The sequence below is a fragment of the Pseudomonas sp. Sample_10 genome, from assembly GCF_004321495.1.
In the GTDB taxonomy this organism is placed as follows: domain Bacteria; phylum Pseudomonadota; class Gammaproteobacteria; order Pseudomonadales; family Pseudomonadaceae; genus Aquipseudomonas.
The window spans coordinates 1-21,005 of sequence record NZ_RCOE01000153.1; the positions used below are offsets into that span (position 1 = coordinate 1).

19 protein-coding genes are annotated in these 21,005 nt (G+C 58.5%); 16 read left to right on the forward strand and 3 right to left on the reverse strand.

The window, feature by feature from the left end:
- Positions 1–61 precede the first annotated feature (61 nt).
- A complete protein-coding gene (gene tauA / locus D8U18_RS14995; RefSeq protein WP_131107895.1) occupies positions 62–1,051 on the reverse strand; it encodes a taurine ABC transporter substrate-binding protein in 990 nt (329 codons plus the stop codon).
- Positions 1,052–1,413: 362 nt separating this feature from the next.
- Here tauA and D8U18_RS15000 point away from each other — a divergent pair, with 362 nt between their 5' ends.
- The 9 genes from D8U18_RS15000 to D8U18_RS15040 all read left to right on the forward strand — a co-directional run bounded on the left by D8U18_RS15000 (position 1,414) and on the right by D8U18_RS15040 (position 10,429).
- Positions 1,414–2,751, forward strand: coding sequence for an OprD family outer membrane porin (locus D8U18_RS15000; RefSeq protein WP_130903843.1), 1,338 nt, complete (start codon positions 1,414–1,416; stop codon positions 2,749–2,751).
- A 416-nt stretch (positions 2,752–3,167) separates the two neighbouring features.
- The gene (locus tag D8U18_RS15005; protein WP_131107896.1) at positions 3,168–4,511 is read left to right on the forward strand and encodes an OprD family porin; all 1,344 of its coding nucleotides are present in this window, start codon (positions 3,168–3,170) and stop codon (positions 4,509–4,511) included.
- A gap of 293 nt (positions 4,512–4,804) precedes the next feature.
- Positions 4,805–5,443 carry a peroxiredoxin gene (locus D8U18_RS15010; RefSeq protein WP_131107897.1) on the forward strand — a complete coding sequence of 213 codons (639 nt, stop codon included), beginning with the start codon at positions 4,805–4,807 and terminating at the stop codon, positions 5,441–5,443.
- 303 nt (positions 5,444–5,746) lie between these two features.
- Positions 5,747–6,340 (forward strand): NADPH-dependent FMN reductase, encoded by a 594-nt coding sequence (gene ssuE, locus D8U18_RS15015; RefSeq protein ID WP_056854060.1) that lies wholly within the window; start codon positions 5,747–5,749, stop codon positions 6,338–6,340.
- Positions 6,341–6,429: 89 nt separating this feature from the next.
- Entirely contained in the window at positions 6,430–7,410 is a 981-nt protein-coding gene (locus D8U18_RS15020; protein ID WP_130907753.1) for a sulfonate ABC transporter substrate-binding protein, read from the forward strand.
- A gap of 28 nt (positions 7,411–7,438) precedes the next feature.
- Complete coding sequence (gene ssuD, locus D8U18_RS15025) at positions 7,439–8,587, forward strand: FMNH2-dependent alkanesulfonate monooxygenase (RefSeq protein WP_018928626.1); 1,149 nt, start codon at positions 7,439–7,441, stop codon at positions 8,585–8,587.
- A gap of 7 nt (positions 8,588–8,594) precedes the next feature.
- The gene (gene ssuC / locus D8U18_RS15030) at positions 8,595–9,377 is read left to right on the forward strand and encodes an aliphatic sulfonate ABC transporter permease SsuC (RefSeq protein ID WP_056854057.1); all 783 of its coding nucleotides are present in this window, start codon (positions 8,595–8,597) and stop codon (positions 9,375–9,377) included.
- The gene (ssuB, locus tag D8U18_RS15035) at positions 9,374–10,180 is read left to right on the forward strand and encodes an aliphatic sulfonates ABC transporter ATP-binding protein (protein WP_130903847.1); all 807 of its coding nucleotides are present in this window, start codon (positions 9,374–9,376) and stop codon (positions 10,178–10,180) included. The genes ssuC and ssuB overlap by 4 nt, the downstream gene beginning before the upstream one ends.
- Before the next feature lie 33 nt (positions 10,181–10,213).
- Positions 10,214–10,429 carry a TOBE domain-containing protein gene (locus D8U18_RS15040; protein ID WP_007967989.1) on the forward strand — a complete coding sequence of 72 codons (216 nt, stop codon included), beginning with the start codon at positions 10,214–10,216 and terminating at the stop codon, positions 10,427–10,429.
- 146 nt (positions 10,430–10,575) lie between these two features.
- On the opposite strand, the gene D8U18_RS15045 is transcribed toward D8U18_RS15040, so the two are convergent.
- Entirely contained in the window at positions 10,576–11,211 is a 636-nt protein-coding gene (locus D8U18_RS15045; RefSeq protein ID WP_131107898.1) for a TetR/AcrR family transcriptional regulator, read from the reverse strand.
- A 282-nt stretch (positions 11,212–11,493) separates the two neighbouring features.
- Positions 11,494–12,870: a glutamine synthetase family protein gene (locus D8U18_RS15050; protein WP_056854054.1), complete on the reverse strand. Its 1,377-nt coding sequence runs from the start codon at positions 12,868–12,870 to the stop codon at positions 11,494–11,496.
- Between the two features lie 278 nt (positions 12,871–13,148).
- On the opposite strand from D8U18_RS15050, the gene D8U18_RS15055 reads away from it, so the two are divergent.
- The 7 genes from D8U18_RS15055 to D8U18_RS15085 all read left to right on the forward strand — a co-directional run.
- Complete coding sequence (locus D8U18_RS15055; protein WP_056854053.1) at positions 13,149–13,511, forward strand: gamma-glutamyl-gamma-aminobutyrate hydrolase family protein; 363 nt, start codon at positions 13,149–13,151, stop codon at positions 13,509–13,511.
- Positions 13,512–13,549: 38 nt separating this feature from the next.
- Positions 13,550–14,908, forward strand: coding sequence for a glutamine synthetase family protein (locus D8U18_RS15060; protein ID WP_056854052.1), 1,359 nt, complete (start codon positions 13,550–13,552; stop codon positions 14,906–14,908).
- Between the two features lie 60 nt (positions 14,909–14,968).
- Positions 14,969–16,333, forward strand: a complete 1,365-nt coding sequence (locus D8U18_RS15065; RefSeq protein ID WP_056854051.1) for an aspartate aminotransferase family protein — start codon at positions 14,969–14,971, stop codon at positions 16,331–16,333.
- Positions 16,334–16,505: 172 nt separating this feature from the next.
- The gene (locus tag D8U18_RS15070) at positions 16,506–17,618 is read left to right on the forward strand and encodes a polyamine ABC transporter substrate-binding protein (protein ID WP_056854050.1); all 1,113 of its coding nucleotides are present in this window, start codon (positions 16,506–16,508) and stop codon (positions 17,616–17,618) included.
- Positions 17,619–17,806: 188 nt separating this feature from the next.
- Positions 17,807–18,904, forward strand: a complete 1,098-nt coding sequence (locus D8U18_RS15075) for a polyamine ABC transporter substrate-binding protein (protein WP_130903851.1) — start codon at positions 17,807–17,809, stop codon at positions 18,902–18,904.
- 73 nt (positions 18,905–18,977) lie between these two features.
- Complete coding sequence (gene potA, locus D8U18_RS15080) at positions 18,978–20,120, forward strand: polyamine ABC transporter ATP-binding protein (RefSeq protein ID WP_130903852.1); 1,143 nt, start codon at positions 18,978–18,980, stop codon at positions 20,118–20,120.
- A gap of 35 nt (positions 20,121–20,155) precedes the next feature.
- Positions 20,156–21,005 (forward strand): ABC transporter permease subunit (locus D8U18_RS15085; RefSeq protein ID WP_177435025.1); only part of this gene is annotated, 850 nt, incomplete at its 3' end.

Below are 21,005 nucleotides of genomic sequence, written 5' to 3' on the forward strand. Positions count from 1 at the left end.
CCCATCAGGGCCGCTACGCGGCCCAACGGGAGCAAGCTCCCTCGCCACAGGTTTCAGTGGATTACTCGGTGACAAACTTCGCGCTGACATACGGCGAGTAATCCGGCAGCACCGTTTCCACCTTCCCTTGTTCCTTCAAGAACTTCGCCGTCTCGCCAATCGCCTTGGCCGTGCCGCCGTCCAGCAGCGCGCTGGTTTGCTGTGCCTTGGCATCCGGGAAAGCGGACCCGGCGAGCAACTCAGGCACGTCGGCAGCGTTGGCACCGGTCAGTTTGGCGATTTTTTGCACAGGCTCAGAGTCGACCGCCCAGTTGGCTTTGTGCGCGGCGTAATCAGCAAAGGCGTCGAGCGTGACCTTGGCGAACTTGGCTACGACATCAGGATGCTTCTCGGCGTAATCCTTGCGCGCAACCCAAACCTCAAAGGTGGGAGCGCCCCACTGTCCGACCTGTGCGGCATCGGTCAAGGTCTTGCCGGTCTTGCGAATTTCACCCAATGCGGGTGACCAGACAAAGGCGCCATCAATATCGCCACGCTTCCAGGCCGCGGCGATTTCCGCTGGTTGCAGGTTCACCACTTTGACTTTCGAAGCGTCCAGGCCCCAGTGCTTTAGCGCGCCGAGCAGGCTGTAGTGCGAGGTGGAAACGAAGGGCGTGGCGATGGTCTTGCCGATCAAATCTTGCGGTTTTTCGATGCCGCTGCCGTTACGCACCACCAGGGCTTCCGCCGCATTGATCTGTGCCGACACGAGGAACGCGACAATCGGCAGGTTGCGCGACGCCGCTGCCGCCAAAGGGCTGGAACCGAGGTTGCCGATTTGTACATCGCCGGACGCTATCGCTGTGACCACCTCCGGGCCACTGTTGAAACGTCGCCAGTCGATGGGCTGGCCAATGGTTTTTTCGTACAGGCCATCCGCCTGCGGCACCTTGCTGGGGTCGATACCGGTTTGGTAGCCGACGGTGAGGTTCGCTGCGTGGGCAGAGAAAGAAATCAACAGCGATACACAAACTGTAACAAAGGGCTTGGATAGTGCGCGCTTGGTCGTCATGGCGAGGGCCTGTTCGATTGGTTTTGTTGCGAAATTGTGTCCAAACCTAATCGATCTAAAAAACGCCCAATAAATACCATTTAGTAATTAGCTTATGTGGCACCCGCTCTAGTCCGCTGGGGTAATTGAAGTGAGCTTAATTCCTAAACGGTATGAGAAAAGAATCGAGCCATTCTTTTCAGGTTTGTGACGATCTCATGAACCTGCATGGACCAAAAAACCGGGGATTAGACTATGGTCGTAGACACACATGGTTACGATTGACTTGTGAGTCACCGTCCGGCGCTAATCGCGCATCTTAGGATTTTGGGCAACGACCCGAGACCAGGAACACAAGAATTAGAATCCAGAGGAGCTTCACAATGAACAAGTCCACCTTGGCTTTGGCCGTGGCCGTAGGGGTTATGGCGCAGCAGGCAGGCGCCGCAGGTTTCATCGAAGACAGCAAGGCTTCCGTCAGTTCGCGCACCTATTATTTCGACGCCGATAAACGGGAAGGCGCCAGCACGCCTGCCAACCGGCAGCGAGAGGCCGCTGAAGGCCTGAAGTTCGATTACCAGTCGGGTTTCACTCAAGGTGTCGTTGGTTTTGGTATCGACGCCCAGGCGCTGGTCGGTATCCATCTGGACGGCGGCAAAGGCCATCACCCGGACAACAACTCCTTCACACCTAGCGACACCGATGGTTCGGCAGAACACTCGTGGAGCCGTGCGGCAGCGAACGTCAAGGCACGTTTCTCGAAGACCGAGGCTCACGTGGGTGGCGCTCTGCAGCCAAACATGCCGATCCTGATCGCGAACGACAGCCGCGTGCTACCGCAAACCTTTGAAGGTGGCACCCTGACTTCGAAGGAAATCGACAACGTGACCTTCAACGTAGGTCAGTTGGAGCACGCGACCGGTCGCGCATCGAGCAACAGCACCGGTCTGGCCGTGGCTGGCGGTACTCAGGACAGCAACCAGTTCCGTTACGCCGGTGCTGACTGGAAGGTCACTAAAGACCTGATGCTGCAGTACTACTACGCGAACCTGGAAGACTACTACAAGCAGAACTTCCTGGGCCTGGTGCACGTCTACCCGATCGCACCGAACCAGTCGTTCAAGACCGATATCCGTTATTTCGACAGCAGCTCCGACGGCAAGAACGGCACGGCCGGCTACCTGTTCAACAACAACAACGGTTACGCCAAGACGCCAGGTGAAGTCGACAACAAAACCTGGAGCGCCACGTTCACCTACACCCTGGGCGGCAGTGCATTCTTGCTCGGTCACCAGCGTGTCAACGATGACGGCGGTTTTGTTTTCCTGAACCAGGCTAACGTGGTTGACGGTCGAGGCCGTAACGAAGGTGCCGGCGGCGCAAGCTTCTACTCCTTCACCGATGCCACCGTGGGCAGCTTTATCCGTGCCGGTGAAAACACCACCTACGGTCAATACTCCTATGACTTCGCTTCTTTGGGCGTGCCAGGCCTGAAAGCGTCGGCTGCTTACCTGTATGGCCGGGACATCAAGGCCACCAACGGCGTGGGTGATGACCTGAACGAGCGGGAAACCGATCTGCGTGTGGATTACGTGATTCAAACCGGCCCACTCAAAGGCTTCGGTACTACGTTGCGTCACGGTATGTATCGTGGCAACACCAGTACGCTTGATGAAGACCAGACCCGTCTGATCTTCAACTACACCTACAGCTTCATGTAATAGCGTCCCCTTTCAAAAAACCTCACCACAACGGCGAGGTTTTTTTTCGTCTCGATTCAATATTCCATATTGTTTGCATAGGTGAATTTTTAATTCTTTTTAGCTTTTATCGTCAGCGCTTACAGTAAGTCCATCCGACACGCACCGTAAGCCTCGGATCAAGCTGCAACCTCCCTCGAGATAAAACGATTCAGGAATCGGCATTTCGGCCGATACCTCCAATCTGTGTTGTCGGGGCTTATTTCCCAATGCGATTAAAAATACTTCAATAATTCTTTTACGGATTATGAAGAGGTATCCTGCGCGCCCCAAAAAATGACCGCGTTCGACGGTCAGGCGCAAAAAGCGTCTGCGGATCCAGGGCATACGACCCGGGACCAGCAACACAAGTATTAGAAAACGATAGGAGCGAAACAATGAACAAGTCCACCTTGGCCCTGGCAGTGGCCGTAGGGGTTTTGGCGCAGCAGGCAAGCGCCGCCGGTTTCATCGAAGACAGCAAGGCAACCTTGGGGCTGCGCAACTTCTACATCAATCAGGATTTCCGTGACGGCAGTGCCGAACCGAACAAGAACGAAGAGTGGGGCCAAGGCTTCGATCTGCGTTTCATTTCCGGTTACACCCAAGGCACCGTCGGTTTCGGTATCGACGCGATCGGCCTGCTGGGCGTGAAACTGGATTCGGGCGGAGGTACCAACGGTGGGGCAGGCAACGCTTATGGCGGTACTGTGTTCCCAACCAAGTCCAACGGTGAGGCGGTTGATAACTTCTCCAGCCTGGGTCTGACCGCCAAGGCCAAGGTTTCTCAGACCGAGCTGAAACTGGGGACCTTGCAGCCGAAGAACCCGGTCATTGTGACCAACGACGGTCGTCTGCTGCCGCAAACCTGGCAGGGCGGCCAGATCACGTCCGGCGACATCAAGGACCTGACCCTGGTCGGCGGTCAGATCGAGCAGGTCAAAGGTCGTAACTCGAGCAACAACCAGCAGTTGTCGATCTCCGGCGCCAACGGTCGTACTGCCGCTGCTCGCGACAGCAACAAGTTCATCTATGCCGGCGGTGACTACAAACTCACCAAGGACCTGACTGCCCAGTACTACTACGGCAAGCTGGAAGAGTTCTACAAACAGCACTTCCTCGGACTGGTGCATAACTGGGCAATCGGCCCGGGCGTATTGAAGTCGGACTTCCGCTACTTCAACAGCTCCGACGACGGCGCCAACGGTCACGATCCGTTGTACTACACGACGGGCAACTACAACGCGCCTAACGGTAAGGGCAAGGTCGACAACAATCTGTACAGCGGCCTGTTCCTGTACACCGTGGCCGGCCACACCTTCGGCGGCGGTTACCAGGTCAGCAATGGCAGCAGTGACTTCCCTTGGTTGAACCAGGGCGACGGTTCGTCGAACTACACCATCACCGACTCGCAAATCCAGAAGTTCGGCCGTGCCGGCGAGAAAACCTGGCAAGCGCGCTACTCCTTTGACTTCGCCAAGGTCGGTGTTCCTGGCCTGACAGCGGGTGTGGTTTACCTGCATGGCGACGACATCGACACGGTCAACGGCGCCGGCCGTCAACTCGCCAACGGCGCTTCCGAGTGGGAACGCGACCTGACTGTGGGTTACGTCGTGCAGTCGGGCGCGCTGAAGAACCTCGGCCTGATGTGGAAAAACGCCACCTGGCGTACCGACCTGCCGAACACCCGTTCCCAGGACGAAAACCGTCTGATCGTCAGCTACTCGATTCCGCTGTTGTAAAAGCGCACGCGTAAGCGAGAAAAAAAATGCCCCGCCCGGCATCACGCCGGGCGGGGCTTTTTGCGTTTCAAGACGGGGTCACCCCCGTAATCCCGCCTCGAAATTCCCTCTTTTGCAGCAACTCAAGGCCTTCTCGAACCTTGTGGCCGATGTTCGGCGGGTTGCGTTCATCCGTCCAGTGAACAGTTCTTTAATATTTCTTTTCGGTCTAAACAAATCGATATTTATTCTTTTTAATGAATAAAAAACACAGGCACAGTTGAGTTCATCCAGCACTCACCAGGAGCTACACCATGGGCATCAGACTCGGCGATATCGCCCCCGATTTCGAACAGGATTCCAGCGCCGGCACCATCCGTTTCCACCAATGGCTGGGTGATAGCTGGGGTGTGCTGTTTTCCCATCCGGCGGATTTCACCCCGGTGTGCACCACCGAACTGGGCTTCACGGCCAAGCTGAAGGATGAGTTTGCCAAGCGTGGCGTCAAGGCCATTGCCCTGTCAGTCGACCCGGTGGACTCGCACCACAAGTGGATCGCCGACATCAACGAAACCCAGGACACCGTCGTCAACTTTCCGATCCTCGACGATGCCGACCGCAAGGTTTCGGACCTCTACGACCTGATCCATCCGAATGCCAACGACACCCTGACGGTGCGTTCGCTGTTCGTCATCGACCCGAACAAAAAGGTCCGATTGACCATTACCTACCCGGCGAGCACCGGTCGCAACTTCCATGAAATCCTGCGGGTGATTGATTCTCTGCAGCTCACCGACAACTACAAAGTGGCCACACCGGCCAACTGGCAGGACGGTGATGAGGTGGTGATCGTGCCGTCGCTCAAGGATGAAGAAGAAATCAAACAGCGCTTTCCCAAAGGCTATCGCGCCGTGAAGCCTTACCTGCGCCTGACACCGCAGCCGAATCGTTGACGATGTGATCGTTCCCACGCTCCGCGTGGGAATGCCTCTAGGGACGCTCCGCGTCCAGTGACGCGGAGCGTCACGGGCTGCATTCCCACGCGGAGCGTGGGAACGATCATCAACTACAAAGCAGGGGATTTCAGGCCGTTTCGACGGCCTTTTTTTTGTCTGAAAGAAGTGATTCTTCATATTTCTATATTGCATAACCAAATGAATAAATATGATTTATGGATATATAAATCACCTGTTAAGGTCACTCCATCAAAGCGAGATCGCAAACCGCGAATCGTCTGCAATCAAGGAATCGTCTGAATGCTGGTCGTCTCACTCGGTGGCAGTCCCAGTCAGCGCTCCCGTTCCGGGGTTCTGCTGGATCGCTCCCAACGTTGGCTACAAGAGCAGGGCGTGGAGGTGGTGAGTTATCAGGTACGGGACTTCCCGGCTGAAGACCTGCTGCACGCACGTTTCGACAGCCCCAAGGTGGTCGACCTGCTGCAACAAATTGAAAACGCCGATGGTTTGCTGATCGCCACGCCGGTGTACAAGGCTTCGTTTTCCGGTGCATTGAAAACCGTGCTGGATCTGCTGCCGGAGCGCGCCTTGAGCCACAAGGTGGTGTTGCCAATGGCAACCGGCGGCAGCATCGCCCACATGCTCGCGGTGGATTACGCGCTCAAACCGGTGCTGTCGGCATTGAAGGCCCAGGAAATGCTTCAGGGCATTTTCGCCGTGGACAGCCAGATCGCTTACGGCGAAGGCAGTGCCCTGGCGCAATTGGCGCCGGAGCTTGAGCAACGGTTGAATGAATCGCTGGAGCTGTTTTTCAGCGCCATGGCGCGACGGCCCAAGCCGCTCGATCCAAACCTGTTGAATGAACGTTTGTTGAGTGCTCGCTGGAGCATTTGAGCCTTTTTCACCCTTGAAGTACTGGCCTTACTCGCCCGCCAACGGGCAAGCAGGTGCAGCCAAAACCCAACTGCAAATAGGAGAGCGCCATGCGCCCTGTCATTTTGCGTCGTGGTCTGGTCGCTCTGTTTGCTGCGGCTGTTACCTTCGGCGCCATTACCCAAGCTCAGGCCGAGACACTGCGGATCGGTTATCAGAAATACGGCACCCTGGTGCTGCTCAAAGCCAAAGGCACCCTGGAAAAACGCCTCGCCGCCCAAGGCGTGGACGTGCAATGGACTGAATTCCCCGGTGGCCCGCAGCTGCTCGAAGGCTTGAACGTCGGCTCCATCGACTTCGGCGTGACCGGCGAAACCCCTCCTGTGTTTGCCCAAGCGGCAGGCGCCGATCTGCTCTACGTCGCCTACGAACCGCCAGCGCCGCACAGCGAAGCGATCCTGGTGCCGAAGGATTCGCCGATCAAATCGGTGGCCGAACTCAAGGGCAAGAAAGTCGTCCTGAACAAAGGCTCCAACGTGCACTACCTGCTGGTGCGGGCACTGGAAGACGCCGGCCTCAAGTACACCGATATCCAGACCGTATTCTTGCCACCGGCCGACGCCCGTGCTGCGTTCGAGCGTGGCAGCGTCGATGCCTGGGTCATCTGGGACCCGTACCAGGCGGCCGCCGAACAGCAACTGCAAGCGCGCACCCTGCGTGATGGCAAAGGCATCGTCGACAACCATCAGTTCTATCTGGCGACCAAACCCTACGCGCAGAAAAATCCCGAGGTGATCAAGACCCTGGTGGAAGAAGTGCGCGCGGTCGGCGAGTGGTCCAAGGCCAACCCGCAAGATGTGACCAAACAAGTCTCGCCACTGCTTGGCCTGCCAGCGGACATCACCCTGACTTCGGTGAAACGCCAGGGCTACGGCGCGCTGTTCCTGACCCCGGAAGTGGTCGCCGCGCAACAGAAAATCGCCGACAGCTTCTACCAGCTCAAGTTGATTCCCAAGCCGCTGAGCATCAAAGACGTGATCTGGACGCCGCCGGCGACCGTTGCCCAAAGCTCAGTCACCAAAGCCCAGTAACAGTCCGATTTCCCAAGGAGACCACTCCATGAGCCTCAACATCTTCTGGTTCCTGCCTACCCACGGCGACGGCCATTACCTTGGCACCGCCGAAGGCGCTCGCGCCGTTGACCACGGTTACCTGCAACAAGTCGCCCAAGCGGCGGATCGACTGGGTTTCGGCGGTGTGCTGATTCCCACCGGTCGTTCCTGCGAGGATTCGTGGCTGGTGGCGGCGTCGTTGATTCCAGTGACCCAGCGTTTGAAGTTTCTTGTCGCCCTGCGCCCCGGGATCATTTCCCCGACGGTGGCGGCACGCCAGGCGGCTACGCTGGATCGCTTGTCCGGCGGACGTGCGCTGTTCAACCTGGTCACGGGCGGTGATCCGGAAGAGTTGGCCGGCGATGGTCTGTTCCTCAGCCACGAAGAGCGCTATCAGGCCTCGGTGGAATTCACCCGCATCTGGCGTCGCGTGCTGGAAGGCGAAACCGTCGATTACGACGGCCAGCACATCAGCGTGAAGGGCGCGAAGTTGCTGTACCCGCCGATCCAGCAACCGCGTCCGCCGCTGTACTTTGGCGGTTCGTCGGAAGCGGCGCAGGACCTCGCGGCAGAACAGGTCGAAATGGTGTTGACCTGGGGCGAGCCACCGGCCGCGGTGGCCGAGAAGATCGCACAGGTGCGGGCCAAAGCTGCGAAGCTCGGGCGTACCGTGCGCTTCGGCATTCGCCTGCATGTGATCGTTCGTGAAACCAACGCCGAGGCCTGGCAAGCGGCGGACCGACTGATCTCGCACCTGGACGACGACACCATCGCCCGTGCCCAGGCCTCCCTGGCGCGCTTCGATTCCGTCGGCCAGCAACGCATGGCTGCGCTGCACGGTGGCAGCCGCGACAACCTGGAGGTCAGCCCGAATCTCTGGGCCGGCGTCGGGCTGGTGCGGGGCGGTGCCGGTACGGCGTTGGTCGGTGATGGGCCGACTGTGGCGGCACGGGTTAAGGAGTACGCCGATCTGGGTATCGATACGTTCATCTTCTCCGGTTATCCACACCTGGAAGAGTCGTACCGCGTGGCCGAGTTGCTGTTCCCGCACCTGGACATCGAGCGTCCCGAGTTGCCGAAAAGCGCTGGTTACGTCAGCCCGTTCGGCGAAATGGTCGCCAACGACATCCTTCCCAAAGCCGCGTCGCAGAGTTGAGCGCGCCATGAAAAAAATTATCCACAGCCTCGCGCCCTGGGCGTTGCCGGTGTTGCTGCTGGCGGTGTGGCAGCTGTCGGTGTCGGCGGGTTGGTTATCGACACGGATTCTGCCGGCGCCGATCGCCGTGATCGAAGCCGGTGTGAGCCTGGTACGCAGCGGCGAGATCTGGACACACCTGGCAATCAGCGGTTGGCGTGCCGCGTTGGGTTTTGCCATTGGTGGCGGTATTGGCCTGACACTGGGTTTCATCACCGGTCTGTCCAAGTGGGGCGAACGCCTGCTCGACAGTTCGGTGCAGATGATTCGCAACGTGCCGCACCTGGCGCTGATTCCGCTGGTGATCCTGTGGTTCGGCATCGACGAGTCGGCGAAGATTTTCCTGGTGGCCCTGGGCACCTTGTTCCCGATCTACCTCAACACCTATCACGGCATCCGCAACGTCGATCCGGCGTTGGTGGAAATGTCGCGCAGCTACGGCTTGTCCGGTTTCAGTCTGTTCCGTCAGGTGATCCTGCCGGGTGCGCTGCCTTCGATTCTGGTCGGCGTGCGCTTTGCCCTGGGCTTTATGTGGCTGACGCTGATCGTGGCCGAAACCATTTCCGCCAGCTCCGGCATTGGCTATCTGGCGATGAATGCCCGGGAGTTCTTGCAGACCGACGTGGTGGTGCTGGCGATCCTGATGTATGCGGTGCTCGGCAAGCTGGCCGATCTCGCGGCGCGTGGACTTGAACGCGTGTGGCTGCGCTGGCATCCGGCCTATCAGGTCGTCAAGGGAGGTGCCGCATGACCGCTCAACAACCTCCACGCCTGCTGCGCGGGATTCCGCTGGCGGTGCGCAAGCTGCAAAAAACCTTTGGTTCGCGCCAGGTGCTGCGCGAGATCGATTTGCATATTCCGGCGGGGCAATTTGTCGCCGTGGTCGGTCGCAGCGGCTGCGGCAAAAGTACCTTGCTGCGTTTGCTGGCCGGTCTCGATCAGCCCACGGGCGGTGAACTGCTGGCCGGTTCCGCGAAGCTGAGCGAGGCCCGGGAAGACACCCGGCTGATGTTCCAGGAAGCTAGGTTGCTGCCGTGGAAAAAGATCATCGACAACGTCGGCCTGGGTCTCAAGGGCCACTGGCGTCCCAAGGCATTGGCGGCGCTGGAAGCGGTCGGCCTGGCGGACCGCGCCCATGAGTGGCCGGCGGCCCTGTCCGGTGGGCAGAAACAACGCGTGGCCCTGGCTCGCGCGTTGATTCATCAACCGCGCCTGCTGTTGCTCGACGAGCCGTTGGGCGCGCTCGATGCCCTGACCCGCATCGAAATGCAGCAACTGATCGAACGGCTCTGGCAGCAACACGGCTTCACCGTGTTGCTGGTGACGCACGACGTCAGCGAAGCCGTAGCGATTGCCGATCGGGTGATTCTCATCGAAGACGGCGAAGTCGGCCTCGACCTGCACGTTGAGCTGCCACGCCCTCGGGTTCGTGGCTCTCATAGGCTGGCAGCACTGGAGACCGAAGTTCTCAACCGCGTGCTGTCACTGCCCGGCCAACCACCGGAACCGGAACCTGTTTCACCCTTGCCTACGCAGTTGCGTTGGGCCCAGTAACCCAAGTCTTATCCAACCACAGGAATCAATATCATGACTATCAAGGCCATCAACGTACGCAACCAGTTCAAAGGCTCGATCAAGGAAATCGTCCTCGGTGACGTGCTCTCGGAAATCGACGTACAGACCGCTTCCGGCATCGTCACTTCGGTGATCACCACCCGTTCGGTGAAAGAGCTGGAATTGGCGGTGGGCAGTGAAGTGATCGCGTTTGTGAAATCCACCGAGGTGTCGATCGCCAAGTTGTAAGCCGTGCGCGTAAACGACAACCCTGGAGGGTTTGAGCCCTGATCGTTCCCACGCTCTGCGTGGGAATGCAGCCCGGGACGCTCTGCGTCCCAAAAGCCGAACGCGGAGCGTCCGAAGAGGCATTCCCACGCAGAGCGTGGGAACGATCAAAGCACTTCGCGCTTTGGTAAATAGGGCGGCAAATAAAGCCCCAGGTAGGCATCAAACACCCGCATCCCTTCTTCGGCCATGCGCGGTGTGATCTGCCCGTGCTGTTGCACCGAGCGCGCGTACACTCGATCCCCCAGCTCCATGGCCAGGGCAAACACATCGACATCATCTGGCAGTTTCGGCAGTTCGAAGTGGTGATTGAAGAGCTTGTGCATCAGGTCGCCCAGTTCGATGTCGTGCTGGCGGTCGGCCTGGGTGACTTCGGTCAGGCCGTGTTGCGCCAGGATCAACTGGCGGGCGGCGGCATCCTCGCCGTAGATGTCGAGCATGCGTTGTTCCACCAGCCGCGACAGGTCACGCCAACCGCTCAGCGCGTCGTGGTCGATGGGTGCTTGCAGGCAGGCGCGGAAGGCGGCGTGGACGTCGGCGGTCAGTGCTTCCAGCAAGGCCGGTACGCTGGCGAAAAAATGGTAGACGGAAGAGGGCGGGATCTCCGCCCGCTCGGCAACGCTGTAGATCGACAGGCTGGCCACACCCTCGGCGGCCAGCAAGGTGCGAGCGGCATCGAGGATCGAATCGATTCGCGCCTGGCTGCGGGCGCGGGGTTTGCGGGGAGTGGCTACGCGTGTCATTGAAGTCTCCTGCGGGGCAGCGGGCATTGTACGCAGTGCAGGCAGATGTTCCATATCCCAGAAGTGGGCATTGACCTTGTGGCGAGGGAGCTTGCTCCCGCTGGGCAGCGGAGCGGCCCCAAAACCAGTCAATGCGACATGCCTGAAAGGTTCGTCTCGCGAATGACAGGGAGTCCTTCGGCCTCCAGCGGGAGCAAGCTCCCTCGCCACAGGGTTTAATGTCGGCCATAAAAAACGCCGCAAGCCTTAACAAGCCTGCGGCGTTCTTTTTACTGCACCCGCTTATACGGTATGCAAATACCAGTTGTACTCAAGGTCGGAGATGGAGTGTTCGAACTCCTCCAGCTCGCTCTCTTTGCACGCGACGAAGATATCGATGTATTTCGGATCGATGTATTTGGCCATCACTTCACTGTCGTCCAGCTCGCGCAATGCATCACGCAGGTTGTTCGGCAGGCTTTGCTCGTTCTGCTCGTAGCTGTTGCCTTCCACCGGTGCGTTCGGCTCGATCTTGTTGACCAGGCCGTGGTGCACGCCCGCCAGGACCGAAGCCATCAGCAGGTACGGGTTGGCGTCGGCACCGGCCACGCGGTGCTCGATGCGTACGGCATCGGATGAACCGGTCGGCACACGAATCGCTACGGTGCGGTTGTCCAGGCCCCAGCACGGTGAGTTCGGCACGTAGAACTGTGCGCCGAAACGACGGTACGAGTTGACGTTCGGGCAGAGGAAAGCCATCTGCGCCGGTAGGGTCTCGAGCACACCGCCGATCGCGTGACGCAGTGCGGCGTTCTGCTCGGGATCCTCACTGGCAAAAATGTTTTTGCCATCTTTGTCGAGAATCGAGATGTGGACGTGCAGCCCGTTGCCCGCCTGGCCCGGGTAAGGCTTGGCCATGAAGGTGGTGTCCATTTCATGGTCGTAGGCGATGTTCTTGATCAGGCGCTTGAGCAGGACGGCGTAATCGCAGGCCTTGATCGGGTCGGCCACGTGGTGCAGGTTCACTTCGAACTGCGCCGGGGCACTTTCCTTGACGATGGCGTCGGCCGGGATGCCTTGCTCTTTTGCACCTTCCAGAATGTCCTGGAGGCAGTCGACGTACTCGTCGAGGTCGTCGATCAGGTAGACCTGTGTCGAATGCGGGCGTTTGCCGGAAATCGGCGAGCGGGGCGGTTGCGGACGACCGTTCACGTTCTCCTGGTCGATCAGGTAGAACTCCAGTTCGAACGCGGCGCAGATGGTCAAGCCCATCTCATCGAACTTGGTCACCACCTGTCGCAGCACTTCGCGCGGGTCGGCGAAGAAAGGGTCACCTTCGAGTTCGTGCATGGTCATCAACAGTTGCGCGGTCGGGCGCTTCTGCCAGGGCTCATTGCACAGGGTGTCGGGGATTGGATAACAGATTCGGTCAGCATCGCCGATGTCCAGGCCCAGGCCGGTGCTTTCCACCGTCGAGCCATTGATATCCAGAGCAAATAGAGAGGCCGGCAGGTTGATGCCTTTCTCGTAAACCTTGTGGAGGCTGGTGCGTTCGATGCGCTTGCCGCGCACCACACCATTCATATCCGCAATCAGAAGGTCAACGTACAGAACCTCAGGATGTTCCTTAAGGAACGCGTTCGCTTCGTTAAGCTGAACGGCACGCGGGGGTACCGACATGATGCAACACCTTTGTTGTTAAAAATATCAATCATTGATCTTTTCGGATTCCAGTCAACCCGAACGGCATGCCGAAGTCAAGCGAGGCCTTTTTTGCCCTAAAAAAGCGCTCGCGTGGCTTTTTTGAGGCACTTTGGGGCGTTTTTATGCCCTTGGCCTCGGTGGCGCCCGCGGGCTTGAGCGGGCCGTGTTGTATTTTTTACGGGGGTGTTGTGTAAAAAAATGAACAAGGCTAAGCTCGAATCAAACCCATAACAGCAATAATACCGGGGTGCTTCATGTCTCGCCTGCCGATAATCGGCGTCACCGACTGCTCAAGACAGATCGGTCTGCATGCTTATCACATGAGTGGCGACACTTGCGTGCGCACCGCGGTCCCGGCAGCTTCGGCCCTGCCGGCGAACCTCACGTCCCTGACGGTTCGGCTGTTCCCGTCCGATATTCTGGACGGCCCTGATGGCACCCCCATTACGGTTACTCCATTCAATATAGAACCGATTCACAATAGCAGCTCAGCCATGGCGCAGGGCACCGCTCGCGATTCTGCACGCCTGGCATTTGCCTTGCGGAGCGCGAAGAACACGATAGCCTGTCGCAAACCCGTATTTCAACGCGACGCCGATGCGTCAACTATCGCCTGACTCCCAAGAGTCAGGAAACTCAAAGCCTAGAGGCATTTATGAGTAACAACCTCGACCAGCTCACCGATTGGTTGAAAGACCACAAGATCACAGAAGTCGAATGCATGATCGCCGACTTGACCGGGATCACCCGGGGCAAGATTTCGCCGACCAACAAATTCATCGCCGAAAAAGGCATGCGCCTGCCAGAAAGTGTGCTGTTGCAGACCGTGACGGGCGATTACGTCGAAGACGACATCTATTACGAGCTGCTCGACCCGGCCGACATCGACATGATCTGCCGCCCCGACCAGAGCGCGGTATATGTGGTGCCTTGGGCCATCGAGCCGACCGCTATCGTTATCCACGACACCTACGACAAACAAGGCAACCCGATCGAGCTGTCGCCGCGCAACGTGCTCAAGAAAGTCCTGAAACTCTATGCCGACAAGGGCTGGCAGCCGATCGTGGCGCCAGAAATGGAGTTTTACCTGACCAAGCGCAGCGACGACCCGGACTACCCGTTGCAACCGCCGATCGGCCGCTCCGGCCGCCCGGAAACCGGTCGCCAGTCGTTCTCCATCGAGGCGGCGAACGAATTCGATCCGCTGTTCGAAGACGTCTACGACTGGTGTGAATTGCAGGAGCTGGATCTCGACACGCTGATCCACGAGGACGGCACGGCGCAGATGGAAATCAACTTCCGTCACGGCGATGCCTTGTCCCTGGCTGATCAGATTCTGGTGTTCAAGCGCACCATGCGCGAAGCCGCGCTCAAGCACGACGTGGCGGCCACCTTCATGGCCAAGCCAATGACCGGTGAGCCGGGCAGTGCCATGCACTTGCACCAGAGCATCATCGACATCGAGACCGGCAAAAACATCTTCTCCAATGAAGACGGGACCATGAGTTCGTTGTTCCTGCACCACATCGGTGGCTTGCAGAAACTCATTCCCGAGCTGTTGCCGCTGTTTGCACCCAACGTCAACTCGTTCCGCCGATTCCTGCCCGACACGTCGGCGCCGGTCAACGTCGAGTGGGGCGAAGAGAACCGCACCGTGGGCCTGCGCGTTCCGGACGCCGGGCCGCAAAACCGTCGGGTTGAAAACCGCCTGCCGGGCGCCGATGCCAACCCGTACCTGGCGATTGCCGCGAGCCTGCTGTGCGGTTACATCGGCATGGTCGAAGGCATGAACCCGAGCGCACCGGTAGTCGGCCGTGGTTATGAGCGCCGTAACCTGCGTTTGCCGCTGACCATCGAAGACGCACTGGAACGCATGGAAAACAGCAAAACCATCGAGAAGTACCTGGGCACCAACTTCATCACTGGCTACGTAGCGGTCAAGCGGGCCGAGCATGAAAACTTCAAGCGCGTGATCAGTTCGTGGGAACGGGAGTTCCTGCTCTTTGCCGTCTGACACGCCGGGCGCCGCCGTTGTCCCGCGGCGCGCCTTCACCTGGATTTTTAGGAGATTCACATGACCAGCAACAACCCGCAAACCCGCCAATGGCAAACCCTGAGCAATGATCACCACCTGGCCCCGTTCAGCGATTTCAAGCAGCTGAAAGAGAAAGGCCCGCGGATCATCACCAACGCCAAGGGCGTGTACCTGTGGGACAGCGAGGGCAACCAGATTCTCGACGGCATGGCCGGTCTGTGGTGTGTGGCAATCGGTTACGGTCGTGAAGAACTGGCAGACGCCGCCAGCAAACAGATGCGCGAACTGCCTTACTACAACCTGTTTTTCCAGACCGCGCACCCGCCAGTACTCGAACTGGCCAAGGCCATCGCCGACATCGCGCCGCAAGGCATGAACCACGTGTTCTTCACCGGTTCCGGCTCCGAAGGCAACGACACCATGCTGCGCATGGTCCGCCACTACTGGGCAATCAAGGGCCAGCCGAACAAGAAAGTCATCATCAGCCGCAAGAACGGCTATCACGGTTCCACCGTGGCCGGCGCCAGCCTGGGCGGCATGACCTACATGCACGAACAGGGCGACTTGCCGATCCCGGGCATCGTCCATATCGCGCAGCCTTACTGGTTCACTGAGGGCGGTGACATGACGCCTGAAGAGTTCGGGATCTGGGCTGCCAATCAGCTGGAAGAGAAGATCCTGGAAGTCGGCGTCGACAACGTTGGTGCCTTTATCGCCGAACCGATCCAGGGCGCTGGCGGCGTGATCATTCCGCCTGACAGCTACTGGCCGCGCATCAAGGAAATCCTCGCCAAATACGACATCCTGTTCGTGGCCGACGAGGTGATTTGTGGTTTCGGCCGCACCGGCGAGTGGTTCGGCAGCGATTTCTACGACCTCAAGCCCGACATGATGACCATCGCCAAGGGCCTGACCTCCGGCTACATCCCGATGGGTGGGCTGATCGTGCGTGACGAAGTGGTGGCAGTCCTCAACGAGGGCGGCGACTTCAACCACGGTTTCACCTACTCCGGTCATCCGGTGGCCGCCGCGGTGGCGCTGGAAAACATCCGCATCATGCGCGACGAGAAAATTGTCGAACGCGTGAAGACCGAAACGGCACCGTATTTGCAAAAGCGTCTGCGGGAACTGAACGATCATCCGCTGGTGGGTGAAGTTCGCGGGGTGGGTCTGTTGGGGGCCATCGAACTGGTTCAGGACAAGGCCACGCGCAAGCGCTACGAAGGCAAGGGAGTGGGCATGATCTGCCGACAGTTCTGCTTCGATAATGGCCTGATCATGCGGGCAGTCGGTGACACCATGATCATCGCGCCGCCACTGGTGATTACGCCTGCGGAAATCGACGAACTGGTAACGAAAGCTCGCAAGTGTCTGGACCTCACCCTGAGTGCGTTGCAAGGCTAAGTGCTAGGCTCTGAGCGAAGGCGCCGCTGCACCTTCGCTCGGGGCAGTCAGAAAGGTTGGCCTTTTCTTGAAAGACCGCCTCGGATCTTGCCAGACTAGCCGCGGTTCCAGTTGTCGGGGTTCGGCCGCTGAACAAAGTGGTTCAAAAAAGAAAAATTTGGAGCATTAACGCATGAAGGCATTAGGCAAAAAGCTTGCTGGCAAGACTCTTCTCGCCATGTCCCTGATGGGTATTATGGCGGGCGCGGTTCAGGCGGACGACAAGGTGTTGCACGTCTATAACTGGTCCGACTACATCGCTCCGGACACCGTCAAGAAGTTTGAAGACGAGTCGGGCATCAAAGTGGTCTACGACGTTTTCGACAGTAACGAAACCCTGGAAGCCAAATTGCTGGCAGGCAAGTCCGGCTACGACATCGTCGTACCGTCCAACAACTTCCTGGCCAAGCAGATCAAGGCAGGTGTTTACCAGAAGCTGGACAAGTCCAAGCTGCCCAACTGGAAGAACCTGAACACCGACTTGCTCAAGGCCGTATCGGTCAGCGACCCGGGCAACGAGCACGCCTTCCCGTACATGTGGGGTTCGATCGGTATTGGTTTCAACGCCGAGAAGGTCAAGGCTGCACTGGGTGCCGACGCGCCGACCAACTCCTGGGACCTGCTGTTCAAACCTGAAAACGCTGCGAAGTTGAAATCCTGCGGTATCAGTTTCCTCGATTCGCCAACCGAGATGATTCCGGTGGCGTTGCACTACCTGGGCTATCCAACCGACAGCCAGGACAAGAAACAACTGGCCGAAGCTGAAGCGCTGTTCCTGAAAATCCGTCCTTCGATTGGTTACTTCCACTCGTCCAAGTACATCTCGGACCTGGCCAACGGCAACATCTGCGTGGCCGTGGGTTATTCGGGTGACATCTACCAGGCCAAGGCACGCGCTGCCGAAGCCGGTGACAAGGTGAAAGTCAGCTACAACATTCCGAAAGAAGGCGCCGGCAGCTTCTACGACATGGTCGCCATCCCTAAAGATGCCGAAAACGTCGAAGGCGCCTACAAGTTCATGACCTTCCTGCAGAAGCCGGAAATCATGGCCGAAATCACCAACGCCGTACGCTTCCCGAACGGCAACGCGGCCGCCACGCCGCTGGTTGAGAAAGAAATCACTGCCGACCCGGGCATCTACCCGCCGGCCGATGTGCTGGCCAAGCTGTACGCGATTGCCGACTTGCCGGCCGCGACCCAGCGGATCCTGACCCGCAGCTGGACCAAGATCAAATCCGGTAAGTAAGCCGGTTTGAAGCAAGAACCTGTTGTCGTCGTCTGCGCGGTGGCGGCAACAGGTTTAATTAAATGACAGAAAGTTTTGCTGGAACGGTTTTTCGAGGGTAAGTTGCGCGCCGGTTTTGTTGCCATACAGCCATGGCTGTCATGTAACGCGGGGCAACTTGGGCCCAACTCATTTTAGAGGACCTCCACTTGCCTATTTTTTCTTTGTTGCGCAATGCCATGCTGGTCGGCGCCGGGCTGACGCTTGCCGTCAGTGTCCAGGCCGCCGGTACTGTGCATATTTATAACTGGTCGGACTACATCGGCGAGAACACGCTGGCCGACTTCCAGAAAGAGACCGGGATCAAACCGGTTTACGACGTGTTCGACTCCAACGAGACCCTGGAAGGCAAGTTGCTTGCCGGGCGTACCGGTTACGATGTCGTCGTGCCGTCGAACCACTTCCTCGGCAAGCAGATCAAGGCTGGCGCGTTCCAGAAGCTCGACAAGTCGCAGTTGCCGAACTACTCGAACCTCGACCCGGTGCTGCTCAAGCGTCTGGAGCAAAACGATCCGGGCAACCTGTACGCCGTGCCCTATCTATGGGGCACCAACGGCATCGGTTACAACGTCGACAAGATCAAGGCCGTGCTGGGGGTCGACACGATCGATTCGTGGGCCGCCGTCTTCGAACCTGAAAACATCAAGAAGCTGCAAAGTTGCGGTGTGGCGTTCCTCGATTCGGCCGATGAAATGATGCCGACGGTGCTCAACTACATGGGCCTCGACGCCAACAGCACCAACCCTGAAGATTACAAGAAGGCTGAAGCCAAGTTGCTGGCGGTACGGCCTTACGTGACCTACTTCCACTCCTCCAAATACATTGCGGATCTGGCCAACGGTGATATCTGCGTCGCGATCGGTTTCTCCGGCGACATGTTCCAGGCGAAGAACCGCGCCGATGAAGCCAAGAAAGGCGTGAACATCGCCTACTCGATTCCCAAGGAAGGCGGTGCGCTGTGGTTCGACATGCTGGCGATCCCCAAGGATGCGGCCAACGTCAAGCAGGCCCACGCGTTCATCAACTATTTGCTCAAACCTGAGGTTATTGCCCAGGTCAGTGATTACGTCGGCTACGCCAACCCTAACCCCGGGTCGGACAAACTGATGGAACAGTCCATTCGCACCGACGAAGCGGTTTACCCACCGCAGGCCGTGCTCGACAAGACCTACGTGTCCATCGAGCTGCCACCGAATATTCAACGTTTGATGACCCGCAGCTGGACCAAGGTCAAGTCGGGCAAATAGCTTCAAGGCTCAAACTATCCAAAGTTGGCTCACCTTGAGCGAACTGCACTCTTTTTTTTTGGGAGTTTCGTAAATGGCAGTTGCCTCCGGCGCCTATAAGAAAGCCCTCGAGGGCGACCAGTCACCTAAACAGGTGTTGGTCAAAATCGACCGGGTCACGAAGAAGTTCGACGAGACGATTGCCGTGGACGATGTGTCCCTGGAAATCAAGAAAGGCGAGATTTTCGCCCTGCTCGGCGGTTCGGGATCGGGCAAATCCACCCTGCTGCGCATGCTCGCAGGTTTCGAACGGCCCACGGAGGGGCGCATCTTCCTCGATGGCGTAGACATCACCGACATGCCGCCGTACGAGCGGCCGATCAACATGATGTTCCAGTCCTACGCCCTGTTCCCGCACATGACCGTAGCGCAGAACATCGCTTTCGGCCTCAAGCAGGACAAACTGCCAGCCGCCGAAATCGACGCCCGTGTGGCCGACATGCTCAAGCTCGTGCAAATGACCCAGTACGCCAAGCGCAAGCCGCATCAGTTATCCGGTGGCCAGCGTCAGCGTGTGGCACTGGCGCGTTCCCTGGCCAAGCGGCCGAAGCTGCTGTTGCTCGATGAACCGATGGGCGCACTGGATAAAAAACTGCGTTCGCAAATGCAGCTGGAACTGGTCGAGATCATCGAGCGCGTCGGCGTGACCTGCGTCATGGTGACCCACGACCAGGAAGAAGCCATGACCATGGCCGAGCGCATCGCGATCATGCACCTGGGCTGGATCGCCCAGATCGGTAGCCCGATCGACATCTACGAGACCCCGACCAGTCGCCTGGTCTGCGAATTCATCGGCAACGTCAACATCTTCGAAGGTGAAGTGATCGACGACGCCGAAGGCCACGCGATCATCACCTGCAAAGACCTGGACCGGCAGATCTACGTCGGCCACGGCATCAGCACTTCGGTGCAGGACAAGTCGGTGACCTACGCGATCCGTCCGGAAAAACTGCTGGTCACCGCCGACATGCCGACCTGCCAGTACAACTGGTCCAGCGGCAAGGTGCACGACATCGCTTACCTGGGCGGGCACTCGGTGTTCTACGTCGAGTTGCCAAGCGGCAAGCTGGTGCAGTCATTCGTTGCCAACGCCGAACGTCGCGGGCAGCGTCCGACCTGGGGTGATCAGGTCTACGTGTACTGGGAAGACGATAGCGGCGTGGTACTTCGCTCATGAACATGCGCAAATTCAAACGCCGTCTCAATCGAATAATTCCCGGTGGCCGCCAGTTGGTCATCGGGGTTCCCTTCATCTGGCTGTTCCTGTTCTTCATGTTGCCGTTTTTCATCGTTCTGAAGATCAGCTTTGCCGAAGCCGACGTGGCCATCCCGCCGTACACTGAAATCTACAGCTACGCCGAACAGAAGCTGCAGTTGCTGCTGAACCTGGGCAACTACGCGATGCTGGGCGATGACGAGTTGTACATCGCCGCGTACCTCGGCTCGCTGAAGATGGCGCTGATCAGCACCATCCTCTGCCTGCTGATCGGCTACCCGATGGCCTACGCCATTGCCAGCGCCCGCAAAGAGCTGCAAACGGTGCTTGTGCTGCTGATCATGATGCCGACCTGGACCGCGATCCTGATCCGCGTCTATGCGTGGATGGGCATCCTCAGCAACAACGGCCTGCTCAACGGTTTCCTGATGAGCATGGGCTGGATCGACGAACCGCTGCAGATCCTCAACACCAACCTCGCGGTTTACATTGGTGTCGTTTACTCCTATCTGCCGTTCATGATCCTGCCGCTGTACGCCAACCTGGTGAAGCACGACACGAGTCTGCTGGAAGCCGCTTCGGACCTGGGTTCGAGCACCTTCAACAGCTTCTGGAAAATCACCGTGCCGCTGTCGAAAAACGGCATCATCGCCGGCTGCATGCTGGTGTTCATCCCGGTGGTGGGTGAGTTTGTGATCCCGGAACTGCTCGGCGGTCCGGAAACCCTGATGATCGGTAAAGTGCTCTGGCAAGAGTTCTTCAACAACCGTGACTGGCCGGTGGCGTCCGCCCTGGCGGTGGTGATGCTGGCGATCCTGATTGTGCCGATCATCCTGTTCAACCGCA